19 protein-coding genes and 1 pseudogene are annotated in these 18732 nt (G+C 63.9%); 13 read left to right on the top strand and 7 right to left on the bottom strand.

Translation table 11 applies throughout. From position 1 onward, the window contains the following. The first annotated feature begins 473 nt into the window (after window positions 1–473). From KHO27_RS21005 to KHO27_RS20990, 4 genes are read left to right on the top strand one after another with little or no spacing between them, the layout of a single operon-like run. Entirely contained in the window at window positions 474–1139 is a 666-nt protein-coding gene (locus KHO27_RS21005) for an amino acid ABC transporter permease (protein ID WP_102684747.1), read from the top strand. Next, complete coding sequence (locus tag KHO27_RS21000; RefSeq protein ID WP_214500721.1) at window positions 1120–1779, top strand: amino acid ABC transporter permease; 660 nt, start codon at window positions 1120–1122, stop codon at window positions 1777–1779. The genes KHO27_RS21005 and KHO27_RS21000 overlap by 20 nt, the downstream gene beginning before the upstream one ends. Continuing rightward, entirely contained in the window at window positions 1776–2561 is a 786-nt protein-coding gene (locus KHO27_RS20995) for an amino acid ABC transporter ATP-binding protein (protein WP_110697207.1), read from the top strand. The genes KHO27_RS21000 and KHO27_RS20995 overlap by 4 nt, the downstream gene beginning before the upstream one ends. Next, window positions 2558–3430, top strand: a complete 873-nt coding sequence (locus tag KHO27_RS20990; protein ID WP_214500720.1) for a transporter substrate-binding domain-containing protein — start codon at window positions 2558–2560, stop codon at window positions 3428–3430. The genes KHO27_RS20995 and KHO27_RS20990 overlap by 4 nt, the downstream gene beginning before the upstream one ends. A gap of 37 nt (window positions 3431–3467) precedes the next feature. On the opposite strand, the gene KHO27_RS20985 is transcribed toward KHO27_RS20990, so the two are convergent. Both KHO27_RS20985 and KHO27_RS20980 read right to left on the bottom strand, forming a co-directional pair. Then, window positions 3468–4286: an alpha/beta fold hydrolase gene (locus KHO27_RS20985; RefSeq protein ID WP_110697211.1), complete on the bottom strand. Its 819-nt coding sequence runs from the start codon at window positions 4284–4286 to the stop codon at window positions 3468–3470. Between the two features lie 47 nt (window positions 4287–4333). Further along, window positions 4334–6697 (bottom strand): annotated as a pseudogene (locus tag KHO27_RS20980) (penicillin acylase family protein). An 88-nt stretch (window positions 6698–6785) separates the two neighbouring features. On the opposite strand from KHO27_RS20980, the gene KHO27_RS20975 reads away from it, so the two are divergent. Continuing rightward, the gene (locus KHO27_RS20975; RefSeq protein WP_214500719.1) at window positions 6786–7352 is read left to right on the top strand and encodes a sugar O-acetyltransferase; all 567 of its coding nucleotides are present in this window, start codon (window positions 6786–6788) and stop codon (window positions 7350–7352) included. Here the strand turns inward: KHO27_RS20975 and KHO27_RS20970 are convergent. Beyond that, window positions 7331–7888 carry a DUF6436 domain-containing protein gene (locus KHO27_RS20970; RefSeq protein WP_094010966.1) on the bottom strand — a complete coding sequence of 186 codons (558 nt, stop codon included), beginning with the start codon at window positions 7886–7888 and terminating at the stop codon, window positions 7331–7333. The two genes, KHO27_RS20975 and KHO27_RS20970, sit on opposite strands and share 22 nt — an antisense overlap. 191 nt (window positions 7889–8079) lie before the next feature. Between KHO27_RS20970 and bipL the strand changes: the two genes are divergently transcribed. Further along, entirely contained in the window at window positions 8080–9006 is a 927-nt protein-coding gene (gene bipL, locus KHO27_RS20965; RefSeq protein WP_102684738.1) for a phospholipase BipL, read from the top strand. A gap of 1 nt (window position 9007) precedes the next feature. Here the strand turns inward: bipL and KHO27_RS20960 are convergent, their stop codons facing one another. Next, window positions 9008–9760, bottom strand: coding sequence for a DUF2059 domain-containing protein (locus tag KHO27_RS20960; RefSeq protein WP_038707001.1), 753 nt, complete (start codon window positions 9758–9760; stop codon window positions 9008–9010). 121 nt (window positions 9761–9881) lie between these two features. On the opposite strand from KHO27_RS20960, the gene KHO27_RS20955 reads away from it, so the two are divergent. Further along, window positions 9882–10505 (top strand): 2OG-Fe(II) oxygenase, encoded by a 624-nt coding sequence (locus tag KHO27_RS20955; protein WP_110697221.1) that lies wholly within the window; start codon window positions 9882–9884, stop codon window positions 10503–10505. Beyond that, window positions 10492–10989 (top strand): 2-thiouracil desulfurase family protein, encoded by a 498-nt coding sequence (locus tag KHO27_RS20950; protein WP_110697223.1) that lies wholly within the window; start codon window positions 10492–10494, stop codon window positions 10987–10989. Before KHO27_RS20955 ends, KHO27_RS20950 begins: the two co-directional genes overlap by 14 nt. Window positions 10990–11070: 81 nt before the next feature. Here KHO27_RS20950 and KHO27_RS20945 read toward each other — a convergent pair whose 3' ends face one another. Further along, window positions 11071–11553, bottom strand: a complete 483-nt coding sequence (locus KHO27_RS20945; protein ID WP_214500718.1) for a transporter substrate-binding domain-containing protein — start codon at window positions 11551–11553, stop codon at window positions 11071–11073. A 226-nt stretch (window positions 11554–11779) separates the two neighbouring features. Between KHO27_RS20945 and KHO27_RS20940 the strand changes: the two genes are divergently transcribed. After that, complete coding sequence (locus tag KHO27_RS20940; RefSeq protein ID WP_214500717.1) at window positions 11780–12256, top strand: DUF4399 domain-containing protein; 477 nt, start codon at window positions 11780–11782, stop codon at window positions 12254–12256. Between the two features lie 73 nt (window positions 12257–12329). On the opposite strand, the gene serA is transcribed toward KHO27_RS20940, so the two are convergent. Beyond that, window positions 12330–13559 (bottom strand): phosphoglycerate dehydrogenase, encoded by a 1230-nt coding sequence (serA, locus tag KHO27_RS20935; protein ID WP_110697229.1) that lies wholly within the window; start codon window positions 13557–13559, stop codon window positions 12330–12332. A 170-nt stretch (window positions 13560–13729) separates the two neighbouring features. Between serA and KHO27_RS20930 the strand changes: the two genes are divergently transcribed. From KHO27_RS20930 to KHO27_RS20915, 4 genes are all read left to right on the top strand, one after another. After that, the gene (locus tag KHO27_RS20930) at window positions 13730–15127 is read left to right on the top strand and encodes a D-2-hydroxyglutarate dehydrogenase (protein WP_110697231.1); all 1398 of its coding nucleotides are present in this window, start codon (window positions 13730–13732) and stop codon (window positions 15125–15127) included. 25 nt (window positions 15128–15152) lie between these two features. Continuing rightward, window positions 15153–15818: a fumarylacetoacetate hydrolase family protein gene (locus tag KHO27_RS20925; RefSeq protein ID WP_110697233.1), complete on the top strand. Its 666-nt coding sequence runs from the start codon at window positions 15153–15155 to the stop codon at window positions 15816–15818. 105 nt (window positions 15819–15923) lie between these two features. Further along, the gene (locus tag KHO27_RS20920; protein ID WP_214500716.1) at window positions 15924–16844 is read left to right on the top strand and encodes an SdiA-regulated domain-containing protein; all 921 of its coding nucleotides are present in this window, start codon (window positions 15924–15926) and stop codon (window positions 16842–16844) included. 86 nt (window positions 16845–16930) lie between these two features. Then, complete coding sequence (locus KHO27_RS20915) at window positions 16931–17830, top strand: SdiA-regulated domain-containing protein (protein WP_111531981.1); 900 nt, start codon at window positions 16931–16933, stop codon at window positions 17828–17830. A 104-nt stretch (window positions 17831–17934) separates the two neighbouring features. Here KHO27_RS20915 and rpiA read toward each other — a convergent pair whose 3' ends face one another. Then, window positions 17935–18609 carry a ribose-5-phosphate isomerase RpiA gene (gene rpiA, locus KHO27_RS20910; RefSeq protein ID WP_214500715.1) on the bottom strand — a complete coding sequence of 225 codons (675 nt, stop codon included), beginning with the start codon at window positions 18607–18609 and terminating at the stop codon, window positions 17935–17937. Window positions 18610–18732: the final 123 nt, after the last annotated feature.

Below are 18732 nucleotides of genomic sequence, written 5' to 3'. Positions count from 1 at the left end.
CGACCTGGAACGAAAAACGCCGACGCATTTTGCGTCGGCGTTTTTGTTTGCGCTGGCCTGACGGACTGGCCGGTCTCGAGCAGTGCAGCGCAAGCCTCAGCGCTGAGTCGCCAGGGCCCGGCGCAGCGCCAGGAGCCACAGCAGTTGTTCGTTCGAAGCAGGCAAGCAGGGGCTGTTCATCGTTGTCTTCCTTGTTGAATGTGATGGGCCGTGCAAGTCACAGTTTGAAATCCCTTGGAGGGGAAAATCCTCGGAAAGATCCGCGTCTAGTGAAGGAAATTTCTGAGCGTCACGGGGTGGTGATATAGATATGCAATAAAGATATTTATAAAAATATTTTTATGCCTTTAGAGTCTAGGAATCGTGCTTACCGGCACAGCGCCACTATTCGTGAAACGACGCCGAGCTACCCTCGCGCCGACCCTGGACCTTCCCATGCCGTACCTTCGTGACCCCGTGCCGAGGCCCCTTCCATGAGCTTCGACACTGCTTTCATGCTTAGCACACTGCCGGCCTTCTTCAAGGCCGTTGGCGTGACCCTGCAAGTCGGGGCGATCGCAATCGTCACCTCGTTGCTGGTGGCGCTGCTCAATGCGACGATCCTGGTGTTGCGCACGCCGTACCTGTGGCGCCTGGTCAAGGGCTATGTGGAGCTGGCGCGCAACACCCCGCTGTTGATCCAGCTGTTCTTCGTCTACTTCGCCTTGCCGAGCCTGGGGGTGAAGGTATCCGGCTTCGCTGCCGCGATCATCACCCTGACGTTCATGGGCGGTGCCTACCTCACCGAGGTACTGCGCGCCGGGGTCGAGGCCGTGCCACGGGCGCAACTGGAGTCCGGGCGCTCCATCGGGCTTTCCGAGGGCCAGCTGCTGCGCCATGTGATCCTGCCCCAGGCCGGCATCCTCAGCCTGCCGGCACTGTTCGCCAATTTCGTCTTCCTGCTCAAGGAAACCACCGTGGTTTCGGCGGTGGCGGTGCCGGAGATTCTCTACACCACCAAGAACTACATCGCCCTGTACTACAAGACCTACGAAATGCTCGCCGTGCTGACCCTGCTCTGCGTGCTGATCTTCCTGCCGCTGTCGCTGCTGCTGCGCTACCTGGAACGGAGGCTGCAACATGGCCAGTTCGGGCATTGAGTTGCTGCTGGTTTCGCTGCCGCAACTGGCCATGGGCGCCGGGCAGACCCTGGCGATCTCGGCGCTGGGCATCCTGTTCGCCACCTTGGGCGGCGTGCTCTACGGCGTGCTGGCGACCCTCGGCAGCCGTGGGCTGAACATCCTGTTGCAGGTGTACCTGGAACTGTTCCGGGCGATTCCGGTGCTGGTCTGGCTGTACCTGGTGTTCTTCGGCTTGCCGATCTTCTTCGGCCTGAGCATCCCCAGCTTCTGGTGCGCGGTGCTGGTGCTGGGCCTGTGGGGCGCCAGTGAGGTCGGCGAGGTGGTGCGCGGCGCCTTGCAGTCGCTGCCACGCGGGCAGCGCGAGGCGGGGTTGTCGATCGGCCTGGGCGGCTGGCAGCTGTATGCCTATGTGCTGCTGCCCCAGGCGCTCAAGCGCATGACCCCGCCGACCATCAATATCTACACGCGGATCATCAAGACTAGTTCGCTGGCGGTGCTGATCGGCGTGGTCGAAGTGATCAAGGCGGGGCAGCAGATCATCGAGCGCACCTACGAGTCGGTGCTGATCTACGGCGCGCTGTTCCTGTTCTTCTTTCTTGTCTGCTATCCGCTGTCAGCCGCCTCCCGCGTGCTGGAGCGGCGCTGGGCCCACGCATGAATCCATTGATCGAATTCCAAGGCTTCAACAAGTTCTTCGGCCAGCACCAGGTGCTCGCAGACGTCGACCTCAAGGTCGAGGCCGGCGAGGTGGTGGTGATCCTCGGCCCCAGCGGCTGCGGCAAGAGCACCCTGCTGCGCTGCCTCAACGGCCTGGAAGAGGCCCAGGGCGGCAGCCTGCGCCTCGACGGCCAGGAGCTGCTCGGCCCCGACACCGACTGGCGTCAGGTGCGCCAACGGGTCGGCATGGTGTTCCAGAGCTACCACCTATTCGGCCACATGAGCGTGATCGACAACTTGCTGCTGGGGCCGCTGAAGGTGCAGAAGCGCGAACGCCACGAGGCCCAGGCCCAGGCCGAGGCTCTGCTGGCCCGGGTAGGGCTGCTGGACAAGCGTGACGCGTTCCCGCGCCAGCTCTCCGGTGGCCAGCAGCAACGCATCGCCATTGTCCGTTCGTTATGCATGAACCCACAGGTGATGCTCTTCGATGAGGTCACCGCCGCCCTCGACCCGGAGATGGTCAAGGAGGTGCTGCAGGTGATCCAGGGTCTGGCCCGCGAAGGCATGACCCTGCTCATCGTCACCCACGAAATGGCCTTCGCCCGCGCGGTGGCCGACCGCATCGTGTTCATGGAGGCCGGCAGGATCCTTGAACAGAACCACCCTGAGCGCTTCTTCACTCAACCGCAGACCGCACGCGCGCAGCAGTTCCTGGAGAAATTCTCGTTCGTCGAAAGCCTGCCCAAGACACTGTCTAAGCCACTGCACAAGGAACTGTCATGAAGACTGCCCCGTTCGCCAAACTGCTCGTTCCATTGCTGGGCCTGGCCCTGCTGGCCGGCTGCAACAAATCCGAAGACCCGGCCAAGCCCGCCGCCGCCTCGCCGGCCAGCAGCTACCTGGAAACCATCAAGGCCCGCGACAAGCTGATCGTCGGCGTGTTCACCGACAAGCCACCGTTCGGCTTCGTCGATGAAAGCGGCCGCTACGTGGGCTTCGACACCGACATCGGTCGTCGCTTCGCCAAGGACCTGCTGGGCGACGAGAACAAGGTCGAGTTCGTCGCGGTCGAGCCTGCCAGCCGCATCCCGTTCCTGCAGAGCGACAAGGTCGACCTTATCCTCGCCAACATGACCGTCACCCCGGAGCGCAAGGAGGCCGTGGACTTCACCAACCCCAACCTGCGCGTGGCGGTGCAGGCCATCGTCGCCGACGGCAGTCCGGTGCAGAAGCTCGACGACCTGGCCGACAAGACCATCATTGTCACCACCGGCACCACCGCCGATATCTGGCTGACCAAGACCCACCCGGACTGGAAACTGCTCAAGTTCGAGAAGAACACCGAGTCGCTGGCCGCGTTGGCCAACGGTCGGGGTGATGCCTATGCCCAGGACAACCTGATCCTGTTCAGCTGGGCCAAGCAGAACCCGGGCTACCGCGTGCTGCCACAGCTGTTGGGTGACGAAGCACCGATCGCCCCGGCGGTGAAGAAGGGCAATACCGAGTTGCGCGATTGGGTGAACGCCGAACTGGCCAAGCTCGGCGAGGAGAAGTTCCTGCTCAAGCTGTACGACCAGTACGTGCGCAAGGAGCTGAGCGACGACACCAAGCCTGAGAGCGTGATCGTCGAGGGCGGCAACTGGCAGGGCTGATCGCCTGAACGGGGCTGCAAAGCAGCCCCTTTCGGTCTCAGCAATTGCGCGGTAACCAGTTCAACAGGAAATCATTCACCACCTGCGGATTCTCCAGGCTGGAGATATGCCCGGCGAATGGAATCTGTGCCGCTAGGCATCCAATCAACTGCGCCATCTCGGCGGACTCCGCCGGTGGCCTTGGTATGTCCTGATCGCCACAGAGCACGATGGTCCGCTCTCCCGGCAGCTCACTGAGTCGCGCCAGCAGGTCTGGCCGGCCGAAGATCACCCGGCCCATCGGGTCGAGGCTTTCGCGGATGGTTTCGGCGCTGCTTGCCTTGAGGTCCGCACGGAAGCACTCGCGCACCTCGGGCACCGTCTGGCCACCGGCATGGAAGAAGATCGGCACCACAACGTCCAGCAACGGGTCGATGAAGGCTCCCGCTTTGCTTGCCGCATCCAGCAAACCGAAATACTTCAGCCGCGTCGCCTCGGGCTCCGCGCCCAGGTAGGTGTCCATCAGCACCAGGCGGTCGACTCGTTCAGGGTGGTCGACGGCCAACTGCGCGCCCCACATGCCGCCAACCGACAGCCCGACCAGGTGGCACTTCTGGATATCCAGGGCATCGAGCAACGCCAGGTGCTGGCGGGCCAGGGCAGCCATGTCGACGGTGCTTGCGGGCGGAGCGGCGGAATCGCCGTGGCCCCACAGCTCAGGCACGATGACCCGGAAGTGCCGTGACAGGGCGTCGATCTGCGGTTGCCACATGGCGGACGACCACAGGTAGCTGTGACCGAGCAGCACTGGGAAGCCCTGGCCCTGGTCGACATAGCTCATGCGTGCTCCGTCGATCTCGATGAAGTGTTTCTGCATTGCGTGACCTCATGGATTGCGAGAGGGCCGCTGTGCGGCCCCGGTTTCTATCTGGGCACCAGCCGCAGCGTGCTTTGCGCCGGAATCACCCCCATCCGCGCCTTGTGATAGCGCCCCTCGATGTAGTCCTCGGCCTGGTCGCCATAGTGCCGGTCGAATGGCACGCCACTCTGCCCGACCGGGTTGATGGTCAGCGCGGCGCCGGCGTCGGCGAAGTCGATCAGGCGGCGGGTGGATGGCCCGTAGGTGACCGGCCAGGGCGCCGGGCCGATCTTCGCCGACAGGTTGTTCGGCACCTCATGGGTCCCGGGCGCGGCGTACGGCCCGACATTGAACAACAGGTTCAGCGGCTTCTTCACGCCCAGCGGATGGTTATGCGTGAGGGTATGGGCCTTGCCCCATTGCCAGCTGGCCGGATCCTTGCCGAAGGTCTCGCGCAGGTGCTTGAGGCTGCGCTGCCAGGCCAGGCGAACGATGGCGTTGCGATCGGTGTGTTCATTGCTACCACGCAGATTCCACCACGGCGATTGAGGGTCGCCAGCCAGGCGAGGCAGCGCGGCGTCGATGGCACGGGTGCTGATCAGCACCGGGAACCAGGTGTCGCCCAGTTCGTCGTGCAGGGCGGCGAACGCCAGCTCGTATAGGAACTGGTTGAACAGCGTGGCGCTGGTGGAGTCCAGCGGGTAGTCGCCGCGCCAGGCCGCCAGTTGCTCGACCAGTTCCTTCTCTTCGTCGCCTTGGGCGACATTGCGCAAGGTGCCGAGCAGCGGTGCCAGGGTACGCGGGCCATAGTCGGTGCTGGTGTCCAGCTGCAAGGCCTGGCTGTTCTGGGTGTCCCACTTGATGTCCGGGTCGCGTAACAGGCGATCGAGCTGGCGTCCCCGGTCGGCCAGGTTGTAGTAGCCGGGCACGGGCAGTGCGCCCGGTGGTTGGTAATTGGCCGAGACGATATAGCCGCTGGCCGGGTTCTCTTGCTGTGGATTGGCACTGAACGGGTAGAACCCCGGCTTGGCGGCCTGGCCGCTGCCGCCGTCGAGGATGAACGCCGGGTTGACGCCATCCGGGCGGATCGGCAGGCGCGCCGCCGCCCACCAGCCGATGTCGCCACGGGCACTGGCCCATACCAGGTTCAACCCTGGCGCCTGGATCTTGCTTGCCGCCTCGCGCATCTTGTCCAGGGTGTCGGCGCGGTTGATCTGGTAGAAACCCTCGAGTATCGGGTTCTCGGTTTCCAGGAAGGCCCACCACATGGCGATGGGCGTCGGGCCGGCGGTGTCGCCGAGCACGCTGTTGACGATCGGACCGTGGGGCGAGCGGCGCAAGGTGATGTTGGCCGGCTGCGCATCCTTGACCGCGATTTTCTGCTCGGTCTTTTCCAGCGACTGCCAGCGGCCATCGACCATCACCTGCTCGGGGTTCTGCGGATTGGTCCGCTCCGCGATCAGGTCGACGTCGTCGTTCTGGAACATGGTCAGGCTCCAACCGAAGTCGCGGTTGTGGCCGAGCAGGGCGAACGGGTTGAGCGCCTGGAAGTAGCCATACAGGTTGAAGCCTGGTGCCGACAGCTCGGCTTCGTACCAGATCGCCGGCACCGCGAAGCTGATGTGCGGGTCACCCGCCAGCAGTGGCCGGCCGCTGCGGGTATGGCTGCCGGCCACGGCCCAGGCGTTGCTGCCCTCGAACTGCGGAATGCCGGCATCGCCCAGGGCCTCGTGGCTGAGCCGCGCCAACTGCTCCAGGCTGCGTCAGTCGGCGGCGGCCAACGGCGTGGCCACGGCGCCGTCGGGCTGCCAGTCGAGGTCGAATATCTTCAGGTACTCGGGGCCGAGCTGGTCGCGGATGTAGGTCAGCGCCGGGTCGGTGCGGAACGCGGCGGCGAAGCTGTAGGCGAGGTAGCCGGCAATGCTCAGGGTGTCCTCGGCGGTGAAGGGGCGCGGCGTGATGCCGAGCAGGTCGAACTCCATCGGCTTGGGGTGGCTGGCCTGCCACTGGTTGATGCCGTCCAGGTACGCCTGCAGCGCCTGCCAGGCCGGTGACTGGCGGTCCTGGCGCTGCACCATCAAGGCTGCCTGGTCGCGAATGCGCAGGCTGCGGAACAGGGTGTCGGTGGGCAGCAACTTCTCGCCCAGCACCTCGGCCAGCTCGCCGCGAGCCAGACGGCGCATGATCTCCATCTGGAACAGACGGTCCTGGGCTTGTACGTAGCCCAGGGCGCGGTACAGGTCCTGCTCGTTCTGCGCCTGCAGGTGCGGCACGCCACGGGCATCGAAGCGCACGCTGACCGGCGCCTGCAAGCCGTTGATGGCCGCTTCGCCATCACGCTGGGGCTGCTTGCCCTGCACGTACCAGTAACCGCCGCCCGCAGCGGCCACGGCGATCACCACCGCCAGCAAGGTCAGGCTGCGCTTCATCGAGACTCCTTGTGCACTCGAGCGAAAGAATGTGGTCCGATCATCGGCGGATTCGCGAACTGAGCATAGCCCCCTGAAAGGAGTTTCCATGTCCCTCAGCGAAAAACAGAAAATGCTGGCAGGCCAGCTCTACCATGCCGGCTGCCCCGAGCTGCAAGCCGAGCAGGCGGCCAACCGGCACTGGATGCACCGCTACAACGGCAGCGTCGAGAAACCCAACGAGGCGCGCCATGATTTGTTGAAGGCGCATTTCGCCAACGTGGGCGAAGGCGTGGTGATCCGTCCGCCGTTCCACTGCGACTACGGCTACAACATCAGCGTGGGCGCCAACACCTTCATGAACTTCAACTGCGTGATCCTCGACGTGCTGCCGGTGCGCATCGGCGCCGACTGCCAGATCGCCCCGGCGGTGCAGATCTACACCGCCGACCACCCGCTGGACCCGGCGCTGCGCCGCAGCGGCCTGGAAAGTGGGCGGCCGGTGATCATTGGCGACAATGTCTGGATCGGCGGCGGGGCGATCATCCTGCCTGGGGTGACCATCGGTGATAACGCCGTGGTCGGCGCCGGCAGTGTGGTGACCCGGGATGTGCCGGCCGGAGCGGTGGTGGTGGGTAATCCGGCGCGGGTGCGTCAATCGATCCAGGGGCAATAGCAGCCGACCGCCAGGGTATTTGAGGCCTGCACCCGACGCCCTTGTGCCAGCGCCTTGAGGATCGGCTCGATGAAGCTGTTGCTCGAGTTGCACACCGCGCCTTCGCTGTAGGGGCCGAAGTAGGCGAGGTTGCCGTCGTGGTCCCAGATCGCCACGGCGGGGCTGGCGGGTAGGTGCTCGCTGCCGGGCAGGCTGGCCAGGGGCTTCAGTGTTCCCAGATTGGCCGGCAGTTGGCCGTGGCTGCCAGGCTTTTGCACGACATGGAAACTGACCCCGAGCGGCGCGAAGTGCTCGACCAGCTCGCCCAGGTGCTGCTGGTTGCCGACATTGCACGGGCAGGCCGGGTCCCAGAAGTGCACCACGCGGATCGGGCCCGGGCCGGCCAGCTCGGCTGGGAGGCGCAGTTGGCTGCCGTCGAAGAAGGTGGCCTGGTTGTCGAACGGACGCAGGTAGCGGGACTGGAAGCTGTCGTAGGCCCACCAGGCGGTGGCAGCGCAGAGCAGCAGTGCAAGGAATATCAGAAGTCGCTTCGCCATAGGGGCCCGGTCGCGGTACCTGCAGGAGCGGGCTTGTCCCGCGATGGCTGCGGTGAAGCCAGCATCGCTATCGCGGGGCAAGCCCGCTCCCACGAGGTCGCGTGTGTCGTTGAGAAAGGCAGCAAGCTTGCCATGACGCGGCCCAGAGCTGAATATCGCAGATCAATACTTGCTTCACTCTGGATGTACCGATGCCCGCCAGTTTCCACCCCGACCTGCTGCGCGCCAGCCTGCCGCCCCTTGCCGATCGCCACCTGCTGTCCACCCAGGGCCAGGCCTACCAGGGCTTCTACGGCCTGGGCCTGTCCGCACACAGTTGGCTGGGCGGCTTCCAGGTGGCAGGCTTCGACCTGGTCGGCCAGGTCTGGCTGCCCGAACGGCCACAGGCGACGTTGTTCCTGTTGCATGGCTACTACGATCACATGGGGCTATACCGCCATGTGATCGAATGGGCCCTGGGGCGCGGCTACGCCGTGATCGGCTGCGATCTGCCTGGGCATGGTCTGTCCAGTGGCGAACGGGCCAGCATCGATGATTTCAGCATCTACCAGCAGGTGCTCGAGGCGTTGTTCGAACAGGCCCGCCTGCTCGACCTGCCACGGCCCTGGCATCTCTGTGGCCAAAGCACCGGTGGGGCGATCGTGGTCGACCATCTGTTGCACCAGGGCGAAAGCAGCCCTGTCGACGGCGAGGCAATCCTGTTGGCCCCCCTGGTGCGCCCGCGCGCTTGGCGCTGGTCGAAGCTGAGCTATTGCGTGCTGCGCCACTTCGTCAATGGCATCGAGCGGCGCTTCAGCGAAAACACCAACGACCCGGGCTTCCTGCCTTTTCTCGAAGCTGACCCGCTACAGCCACGGCGCCTGCCGACCGCCTGGGTCGGTGCGCTGATGAAGTGGGTCCGGCGCATCGAAGCCGCGCCCCGGAGTACGCGGCGGCCGCTGATCGTGCAGGGCGAGGCGGACGGTACGGTAGATTGGCCGTACAACCTCAAGGTGCTCAAGGCCAAGTTCGCAGAGCCGCAGATCCTCATGCTGCCTGAGGCACGGCACCACCTGGCCAACGAGCTGCCCGGCATCCGCCAGCGCTACTTCGAGTTCATCGGCCAGCGCCTGGACTGACTTACTTCAGGTTGGCGGCGTTCTGGCCCACGGCCAGGGCGGCGCGAATCGCGGCCACCGCGGCCTTGTAGTAGGCCTGGCCGTCCGTCGATTCGGCGAAGGTGGCGAACTGCTCGAGCTCAGCGTCGGACAGGTCGCGATAGACGTACAACAACGTGTTGTTCAAATCCTCGCCCACTTGGTTCATCAAACGCTGGCGCTGGCCATCGAGCAGGTTCTGGGCTTGGCCGCCGCCGAACAGGCCGGGCAGCATCGAGCTCAGGCTGTCGGCCGCCACGCCGGCGATCGCCAGGCTGACCTCGGCGCCGGCCTCGCGGGCGGGCAAGGCCTGGGCCAGGTGGCCGACGATCAGCACGCGGTTGTCGCTGGCCTGGATCTTCGGCAGGCCCTTGGCGTGCTTGGCCAGTTGGTCCTTGCGTGTGGCAAGTAGCTCGGCGGCCACGACCTTGCGCCCCAGCGGCGACTGGAAGAAGGCCAGGGCCGGCGAGGGGTTGGGCAGGTTGGCGCGCAGTTGCGCCTGGGCCCTTTGGTCCATGGCCTGGGCCTGGAACCGTTGGTTGCTGTTGTTGACCAGCGCCTGGTAGACCGCAGGCGGCAAGCTGTTGCGGTAGCGCTGTTGGGCGGCGCTCACGGCATCGTTGAAATGGGCGCGCTGGTCGGGCCAGCCAGCGACCTTGTACAGCTGATCGAGGGTGTCTGCCCAGACAGGCATGGTGCAGATCATCAGCAGAAGCAGGGAAAACAGACGGCGCATTCAGGACTCCTGTCGGCAGGCCGCTATTGTCCTTGGCGTGGCGGGGCTTTGTCGAGTCGCCAGCGGCGCTTCCTGACCAAGTGGCGCTGTGCGAGCGATGGCCGAATGGCTATGATGCGCCATGCACATTCCTTCCGAACATCCGCTGCTGTCGACCATTGTCGATGACCTGGCCACCCGTGGCTGGTCGCAGCAATCTCTTTTCCTGCCCGACGAACTGTCGCGTGCGCTGGCGGCCGAATGCCGTCGTCGCTACGCCGAGGGTGAGCTGAACCCCGCCGGCATAGGGCGTGGCGCCGCGCAGGAGATCCGCGAGGCGATCCGTGGCGACCAGATCCAGTGGATCGACCCCGGTGAATCGGAGGTCTGCGACCGCTACCTGGGGGCAATGGACAGCCTGCGCCAGGCCATCAACCGGGGGTTGTTCCTGGGGCTCGAGGACTTTGAGTGCCACTTTGCCCTGTATCCGCCGGGCGCCTTCTACAAGCGCCATCTCGACCGCTTCCGCGACGATGACCGGCGCATGGTGTCGGCCGTGCTGTACCTCAACGAGGGTTGGCAGCCGCAGGACGGTGGACAATTGCGCATGTTCCTGAAGGGCGATGTCGAACACGACGTGGCGCCGTTGGCCGGTAGCCTGGTGGTGTTCCTGTCGGGTGAAGTCCCGCACGAGGTACTCCCGGCAGGGCGTGAACGCCTGTCGTTGACCGGTTGGTTCCGGCGCCGTGGCAATGAGCCGTTCTGAGCTGGCGAAGGTGCTGGTCAGCGCCTGCCTGTTGGGCCAGCCGGTACGCTATGACGGGCGTGCCAGCGGCCATCCCGACGTATTGCAGCGTTGGCAGGCAGAAGGCAGGGTGGTGCCACTGTGCCCGGAGGTTGCCGGTGGCTTGCCTACACCACGACCGCCTGCGGAGATACCCGGTGGGCAGGGCGGGGCGGTTCTGGATGGGCAGGCACAGGTGCTGACGGTGACCGGCGATGATGTCAGCGGCGCCTTTCTCGCCGGGGCCCGCGTGGCGCTGGAACTGGTGCGTCGGCATGGCATCCGTGTGGTGGTCCTCAAGTCGGGCAGCCCCTCGTGTGGCAATCTGCAGACCTATGACGGCAGTTTCAGCGGTGTGAAGGTGGCAGGTGAGGGCGTGACCACGGCCTTGTTGCGGCGCGAAGGGGTACTGGTGTTCAGCGAGCTGGAGCTGGAAGACGCGCAGCGAGCGTTGAGCCAGATCTGATCGCGGGGCAAGCCCGTTCCCACGCAATGCTGAGCATGACGGCAGCGTTGCGCGGCAGCGGGCTTGCCCCGCGATGTGGTGTTACTGTCCGGCGCTCGCCTGCTTGGTGCCCTTGAGCCATTTGCTTTCCAGGTCAGCCAGGCGGCCATCGTCCTCGATCCGTTGCAGGGCATTGCTCACAGCCGTCTCGAAGGCTGGATTGCCCTTCAGGTACGGAATCACCAGTTTCTGGCTGGCGAGGGTCCGAATGGTGTCGAGTTGGTCGCTCGGTTCGATGCCTTGCTTATTGAAGGCCATGTCGAACTTGCCGCTCTCCACCCCAGGCAGCACCTCTTCGGCTGCGGTCTCGACGAACTCGGCCCGCACATCCAGCTCCTTGGCCAGGGCCTGGCCCAACTCGATCTCGAAACCGGTCAGGTGTTCGTCTTCCTTGAACGCATAAGGTGGTGAATCGCTCAGCACGGCAATCCGCAGTTCGCCACGGTCGTTGATTTCGTCGATCAGTTCGGCCTGGGCCAGTGGGCTGAACAATACCGCCAGCAGAATGCCAATGGTCAAACGCATGAGTGCCCCTTCTTGTTCGGCAGGTGAATGTCATTCGCCGAGGCTTTCTTTTCTGCCGCGGTCGAACGCAGCCTATGACCGTGTAGCCGCGTTAATGTTTACGCCGGCCTGAAATATTTCTGCCCCTGTTTTTGAACCTCTGCCTGGCTGGTTGGACTATGGTGAAGTACCGCTGTGCTTCGTTTAAGTGATAGCGGTCAATTGAAGTGAATCACAGGAGAAGTGAATGAAAAGCCTATTTTCGCGTGCTGCCGTCGCCGGTCTGCTGATGGGGGCGTCGGTGTTCGCCAGTGCCGCGGATGCGCTGAAGAGCCAGCAGCCACCGGAGGGCGCCAAGGTCTTCATCGTTTCCCCCGCCGACGGGGCCACGGTCGACAAGACCTTCACCGTCAAGTTCGGTATCGAGGGCATGGGCCTCAAGCCTGCGGGTGACCAGACTCCGCACACCGGGCATCACCATCTGCTGGTAGATGTGGACAAGGCGCCGGTCGCCGACATGCCGTTGCCGACCAGCCTGATGCCGGAGAACAACGCACCCCTGCCAGCTGGCCCGCAAGTACTGCACTTCGGCAAGGCACAGACCGAGGCGACCATCACCCTGACGCCGGGCAAGCACGCCCTGCAACTGGTGCTGGGCGACATGTACCATGTGCCGTTCAAACCGAGCGTCGAGTCACAGAAGATCACCGTCATCGTCAAATGACGCTTGCTCTGTAGACGCACGCAACGAAAAAGGGAGGCCACCAGGGCCTCCCTTTCTCATGCAGCCGGCAAACTTAGAACAGTACGCGCGAGCGAATAGTGCCCTTCACATGCTGCAGTTTTTCCTGGGCCAGATCGGAGTACTCGGCATCGACGTCGATGACCACGTAACCCACTTTCTCGTCGGTCTGCAGGAACTGACCGGAGATGTTGATACCGTTCTCGGCGAACACTTTGTTGATCTCGCTGAGTACGCCCGGGATGTTTTCGTGGATGTGCAGCAGGCGGTGCTTGCCTGGGTGGGCCGGCAGCGCGACTTCCGGGAAGTTGACCGACGACACCGAGGTACCGTTGTCGCTGTACTTGACCAGCTTCTCGGCCACTTCCAGGCCGATGTTGGCCTGGGCTTCGGCGGTGGAACCACCGATGTGCGGGGTCAGGATCACGTTGTCCAGGCCACGCAGCGGGCTTTCGAACTCTTCGTCGTTGGAGCGTGGCTCGACCGGGAACACGTCGATGGCGGCGCCGATCAGGTGCTTGTCCTTGATCGCGGCGGCCAGGTGGTCCAGCTCGACCACGGTGCCACGGGCGGCGTTGATCAGGATCGCGCCCTTCTTCATCGCGCGGATTTCCTTCTCGCCGATCATCCACTGGGTGGATGGCAGCTCGGGCACGTGCAGCGAGACGATGTCGGCCAGGCCCAGCAGCTCGTTCAGGCTGGTGACCTGGGTGGCGTTGCCCAGCGGCAGCTTGGTCAGCGGGTCGTAGAAGTAGACCTGCATGCCCAGGCTTTCGGCCAGCACCGACAGCTGGGTACCGATCGAGCCATAGCCGACGATGCCCAGTTTCTTGCCGCGGATCTCGAAGGAGTTGGCCGCGCTCTTGATCCAGCCACCGCGGTGGCAGGAGGCGTTCTTCTCGGGGATGCCGCGCAGCAACAGGATGGCTTCGGCCAGCACCAGTTCGGCCACCGAACGGGTGTTGGAGTACGGCGCGTTGAACACCGCGATGCCGCGGTTGCGGGCCGCGCTCAGGTCGACCTGGTTGGTGCCGATGCAGAAACAGCCGACCGCGACCAGTTTCTTCGCACAGTCGAAGACCTCTTCGGTCAGCTGGGTGCGCGAGCGGATGCCGATGAAGTGGGCATCGGCGATCTTTTCCTTCAGCTCTGCATCCGGCAGCGAGCCGGTGAGGTACTCGATGTTGCTGTACCCGGCAGCCTTGAGGATATCCACCGCATTCTGGTGGACGCCTTCAAGAAGAAGGAACCTGATCTTGCTCTTGTCGAGAGAAGTCTTGCTCATCTGCGTAAACCTGTATCCCGGAGAAAAATGGCGAGGGGGGTGAAGCGGCGCGGCGTCGGCCTTAGCACGAACAGCGGGAGGGCTATGCTAGCATACGCGACACAATCTGAGCCCATCCCGACAGGTGAAGCGTGCTCAGGGTGACTATGAATAAGTCGAGAGTTCCAGCGATGACCCAGTCCGTGGTAATTGATGAACTGATGACCCTGGTCGACCCTGGCAAGGTCCTCACCGACCCTGCCTCGCTCGACGCCTACGGCAAGGACTGGACCAAGCACTACCCGCCTGCGCCAAGCGCGATCGTCTTCCCCAAAACCATCGATCAAGTCCAGGCCATCGTGCGCTGGGCCAACCGGCACAAGGTCGCCTTGGTGCCATCGGGCGGGCGTACAGGATTGTCGGGCGCTGCCGTGGCCGCCCATGGCGAGGTGGTGGTCGCCTTCGACTACATGAACCAGATCCTGGCCTTCAATGAGTTCGATCGAACCGTCGTGTGCCAGCCGGGCGTGGTGACCCGCCAGCTTCAGCAGTTCGCCGAGGACCAGGGGCTTTACTATCCGGTGGACTTCGCCTCCTCCGGCTCCAGCCAGATCGGCGGCAATATCGGCACCAATGCCGGCGGAATCAAGGTGATCCGCTACGGCATGACCCGCAACTGGGTGGCTGGGCTGAAGGTGGTCACCGGCAAGGGCGAGCTGCTCGAGCTGAACAAGGACCTGATCAAGAACGCCACCGGCTACGACCTGCGCCAACTCTTCATCGGCGCCGAAGGCACCCTGGGGTTCGTGGTGGAGGCGACCATGCGCCTCGACCGTGCGCCGCGCAACCTTACGGCGATGGTGCTGGGCACGCCTGACTTCGACGCGATCATGCCAGTGCTGCACGCCTTCCAGGGCAAGCTCGACCTCACCGCTTTCGAGTTCTTTTCCGACAAGGGCCTGGCCAAGATCCTCGCCAGGGGCGATGTGCCCGCGCCATTCGAAACCGACTGCCCTTTCTATGCCCTGCTGGAGTTCGAAGCCAGCACCGAGGAGGTGGCCAACGAGGCGCTCGCCACCTTCGAGCACTGCGTCGAGCAGGGCTGGGTGCTGGACGGGGTGATGAGCCAGAGCGACACCCAGCTGAAGAACCTGTGGAAGCTGCGCGAGTACCTGTCCGAGACCATCTCCCACTGGACGCCGTACAAGAACGACATCTCTGTCACCGTCTCGAAAGTGCCGGCGTTTCTACGCGACATCGATGCCATCGTCGGCGAGCACTATCCGGACTACGAGGTGGTCTGGTACGGCCATATCGGCGACGGCAACCTGCACCTGAACATCCTCAAGCCCGACCACATGAGCAAGGACGACTTCTTCGCCTCCTGCGCCAAGGTCAACAAGTGGGTGTTCGAGATCGTCGAGCGTTACAACGGCTCGATCTCCGCCGAGCACGGCGTGGGCATGACCAAGCGCGATTACCTGGGCTACAGCCGCTCACCGGAAGAAATCGCCTGCATGAAGGCGATCAAGGCGGTGTTCGACCCGAACGGCATCATGAATCCGGGTAAGATCTTCGCTCCCGAATAAAAAGCAGTGTTCACAGGAGTCGGCCATGAGTTACCAGCACCAGTACGTAGACGGCACGCGCATCCACTTCCCGCTGGGCAAGGTGGTGTGCATTGGCCGCAACTACGCCGAGCATGCCAAGGAACTGGACAACCCCATCCCCAGCGAGCCGCTGCTGTTTATCAAGCCCGGCAGTTGCGTGGTGCCCCTGGAAGGTGGCTTCAAGATTCCGACCGAGCGTGGCTCGGTGCACTACGAGGCGGAAATCGCGGTGTTGCTGGGCAAGGCGTTGTCGACCAAGCCGACCGAGGAAGAAGTGCTCGATGCCATTTCCGGCTATGCCCCGGCTTTGGACCTCACCCTGCGCGACCTGCAGAGCAAACTGAAGGAAAAGGGCCTGCCGTGGGAGCTGTGCAAAAGCTTCGATGGTGCTTGCGTGCTGCCGCCGTTCGTCTCGGCAGGCGCCTTCGAGGATGTGAAGGACATCGGTATACGCCTGACCATCAACGGCGAGGTGCGCCAGGACGGCAACAGCGCGATGATGCTCAACCCTATCGTGCCGATGATCCAGCATATGGCCGCGTGCTTCTCGTTGCAGGCGGGTGATGTGATCCTCACCGGCACTCCGGCGGGCGTGGGGCCGTTCAAGGTTGGCGACGAGCTGGTGCTGGAGCTTCCAGGCGTCAGCCGGTTCGAGAGCCGGGTACTCTGACCCGAAGGTTCGCGCCTTTCCTGCAAAAAGTGCAGAGACGTTTACCGTTTTTTCACACCCTTTGCGGATAATGCGCGAACCTACGCCTACCCTCAGGACCCTTGCATGCCCTCTCCCTCCCGCGCTTCCGTGTCTCCCAAGCGCCCCTTTTACCGGCGCTGGCCGTTCGGCCTGGCAGCAGCTGCGGTTATTGGCTATGGCGTCATTTCGGCCATGCACTGGGACGACCGCGGCCTGCTGTGGATAAAGGAAGGTTTCGAAAGCCAGGCTGAACGCCAGGAAAGCATCTGGCTGCCCAGCTACGTGGTCGACATCGATGCCAAGCCGTTGCCCGGCATGGAGCGTGACGAGGCGTCGGACCTGGCGTTCAACCCGCACACCCGGTCGTTGTTCGCAGTCATGGGCAAGCACCCGTTCCTGGTCGAGCTCACCCTCGATGGCGACGTGTTGCGCAAGATTCCCCTGGTGGGCTGGTCCAACCCGGAAGGGGTGGCGGTGCTTGAGGATGGCCAGATCGCCATCGTCGATGAGCGCAACCATGACCTGACGCTGGTCAAGGTGGATGCCGGCACCACGTCGCTGAACCGCGCCGACTACCAGCCCTACGACCTGGGCGACGCTGATGAAGGCAACAAGGGCTTCGAGGCCATTGCCTGGGACCTGATGCGCCAGCGCCTGGTCATCGGCGCCGAGCGGCCGCCCAGGATGTTCATCTGGAACACCGATGGGCGCAGCCCGCTCAAGGGCCAGAAGCAGCCGCTGGCCAGCGACGAACTGGATCTGCGCAACTTGTCCGCGCTGGGTATCGACCCGCGCACAGGGCATCTGCTGGCATTGTCGGCAGACTCCAACATGCTGCTCGAGCTTGACGAAAAGGGTGAGCAGGTCAGCTTCATGACCCTGCTGGGCGGCTTCAATGGCCTGGCTGACACCATTCCGCGGGCCGAGGGAGTGGCAATGGACGATCAGGGCAACCTGTACATGGTCAGCGAGCCGAATCTGTTCTATCGCTTCAAAAAGAACTGACCGATCAGCCATTTCTGATGGTGGCATTAAGCTTTGCTTCAGTTGATAGTGGTTAGCTACGCGCTCCTATTGCCGAGTCCGCCCGCATGCGCCGCCACGTTCGCCTGATCTTCGTCTTCTTCGTGTTTGTCTGCCTGCTCGTGCTGGGGGCTGCCGGGCACGAGTTCCGCTTGTTCGAGCGGGGCTGGTTCAACCTCAAGACCTGGTGGCAGCCGGCTGAGCAGAGCATCGGCCTGGATCGTTACCAGGTGGTGCTCGAGGCCAGGCCTATCGAGGGCCTGGACGACGACATCTCGGCGTTGACCTACGACCCCGACCGCAAGAGCCTGTTCACCGTCACCAATGCCCGGTCGGAGCTAATCGAGTTGTCACTGGATGGCCGTATCCTGCGCCGTGTCCCGCTGACCGGCTTCGGCGACCCCGAGGCGGTGGAGTACGTCGGGCCCAACAGCTACGTGATCACCGATGAGCGCCAGCAGCGGCTGATTCGTGTGCGCCTGGACGATGACACCCTGTTCCTCGATGCCGCCGACGCCGAGCAGTTGTCCCTGGGCATCGGCCTGAACGGCAACAAGGGGTTCGAGGGGCTGGCCTACGACTCGGCAGGCAAGCGCCTGTTCGTGGCCAAAGAACGGGACCCGATGATGATCTACGAGGTGCACGGCTTTCCCCACGACAATCCCGACAAACCCTACGCTGTGCATGTGGTGCAGGATCGCAAGCGCGACCGGCGGTTGTTCGTGAGGGATCTGTCGAGCCTGCAGTTCGACGAACGCAGCGGGCACCTGCTGGCGCTGTCCGACGAGTCGCGGCTGGTGCTGGAGCTTGATGTGAAGGGGCGGCCGTTGAGTACCCTGTCATTGCGCAAGGGTTTCCAGGGGTTGAAGCAGACCGTGCCACAGGCTGAGGGGATTGCGATGGACGACGCCGGGACCATCTACCTGGTCAGTGAGCCGAACCTGTTCTATGTGTTCAAGCAACCTTGATGGGTTGAGGATGGCCCTTTGCTTCGCCGGTGTTCGCTGGCAAGCCAGCTCCCACAGTGGGAGCTGGCTTGCCAGCGATTCGAGGGCCCAGCCCTCGCTGGCGATTACTCGGCCTTCAGGCTCTTCACGCCTTCAGCGGTCCCCAACAACAGCACATCCGCCGGGCGCGTCGCGAACAGACCATTGGTAACCACGCCGACGATCGCGTTGATCTGGCTTTCCAGCTCCACCGGGTTGGTGATCTGCAGGTTGTGCACGTCGAGGATGACGTTGCCGTTGTCGGTTACCACGCCTTCGCGATAGACCGGGTCGCCGCCCAGCTTGACCAGCTGGCGCGCCACGTGGCTGCGAGCCATCGGGATGACCTCGACCGGCAGAGGGAAGGCACCCAGCACCGGCACCAGCTTGCTGCCGTCGGCGATGCAGATGAAGGTCTTGGCCACTGCCGCGACGATCTTCTCGCGGGTCAGGGCCGCGCCGCCGCCCTTGATCAGGTTGAGGTGGGCATCGCTCTCGTCGGCGCCGTCCACGTAGAACTCCAGCTCGCTGACGCTGTTCAGCTCGTACACCGGGATACCATGGCCCTTCAGGCGCTGTGCGGTGGCTTCGGAGCTGGCGACGGCGCCGTCGAAGGCGGTCTTGTGCTGGGCCAGGGCGTCGATGAAGAAGTTGGCGGTCGAGCCTGTGCCGACGCCGACGACGCTTTTCTCATCCAGTTTCGGCAGGATGAGGTCGACGGCGGCCTGGGCGACGGCCTGTTTGAGTTGGTCCTGGGTCATGCGGGCTCCGGGAGGGGCAGGGCGGATATCGAAAGTTGCCTAGTATAACGGCTCCCGCGGCTTTGCTGTGGTCGCCCGACGTGGCGCTGCGGTAGACTCCCAGCCCTTGTCCCGCGGCCCAGT

It is taken from the genome of Pseudomonas sp. RC3H12 (genome assembly GCF_018596375.1).
Taxonomy (GTDB): domain Bacteria; phylum Pseudomonadota; class Gammaproteobacteria; order Pseudomonadales; family Pseudomonadaceae; genus Aquipseudomonas.
This window is presented reverse-complemented; position numbering and strand designations above follow the sequence as displayed.